1 protein-coding gene is annotated in these 1,026 nt (G+C 73.1%); it reads left to right on the top strand.

Annotated elements, in window-relative coordinates; translation table 11 throughout:
• A partial coding sequence (locus tag V7E46_RS33610) for a right-handed parallel beta-helix repeat-containing protein (protein ID WP_333771938.1) occupies positions 1–989 on the top strand: 989 nt, incomplete at its 5' end.
• Between the last annotated feature and the right edge of the window lie 37 nt (positions 990–1,026).

Genomic DNA, 1,026 nt, shown 5'->3' with positions numbered 1-1,026 from the left:
CGGCTCCCGCCGCCCCCTCGGGCCCGGCCTGCGCGACGCACGCCACGCAGCCGGTCCCGGCCGCCACGCCGGAGGGCACCGCGCCCACGGCCGCCAAGACCGACTCCGCGACCGAGTCCGCGACCGGCTCCACCACCCGGTCCGCCACCGAAAACAGCACCGAGGACAGCACGACCACCACCGGCACCACCACCGCCGCCGCGTGCGCGGCGGCCGGCCACGGCATCTGTGTCACCGGCGCCGACGGCCACGCGCTGACCGCGGTCCGTATCGAGTCGCTCGCCGTCACCGGCTTCCGAGCGAACGGCATCGACGCGTCGGGCACCGACGGCATGGTCGTCCGGCGGGTGCTGGTGAAGGACAACGGCCAGCAGGGCATCAGCCAGGAGAAGTCCACCCGGGCGGTGCTGCGCGACAACGAGGCGGTCGGCAACGGCCAGTCCGGCATCTTCGTCGCCAACCTCGTCGACGCCGAGGGCGGCGCCCTCGACACCCGCGGCACGGTCGTCTCCGGCAACACCCTGTCGGGCAACCGGATCGGTGTGACGGTCCGCCGGGCCCGCGTGCTCGCCGTCGAGGACAACACCGTCACCGGCAACTGCGGCGGCGTCTTCGTCATCGGCGACGAGAACAACCCGAAGGCCGGCGACCTCGACATCCGGCACAACAAGATCACCGACAACAACAAGTTCTGTGCCGCGAACGGCCGGCTGCCGGTCATCCAGGGCACCGGCGTGCTGCTCACCGGCGCCGAGGACACCCGGATCACCGACAACACCGTCACCGGCAACTCCGGCACCTCGCCGATGTCCGGCGGCGTCGTGCTCTTCCCGAGCGAGGTCGGCGTCGCCAACCTGCGTGACCAGGTGAGCGGCAACGTCCTGTCGGGCAACAGCCCCGCCGACCTCGCCGACCGCGACAGCAAGGGCTCGGGCAACACCTTCAGCGCGAACTCGTGCGCTGTCTCCGAGCCGGCCGGCCGGTGCTGACCGGCCGGTACGCCGGCCCGCCGCGCACACCCCGCCC

Source organism: Streptomyces sp. IBSBF 2435, assembly GCF_036815005.1.
In the GTDB taxonomy this organism is placed as follows: Bacteria; Actinomycetota; Actinomycetes; order Streptomycetales; family Streptomycetaceae; genus Actinacidiphila.
This window is presented reverse-complemented; position numbering and strand designations above follow the sequence as displayed.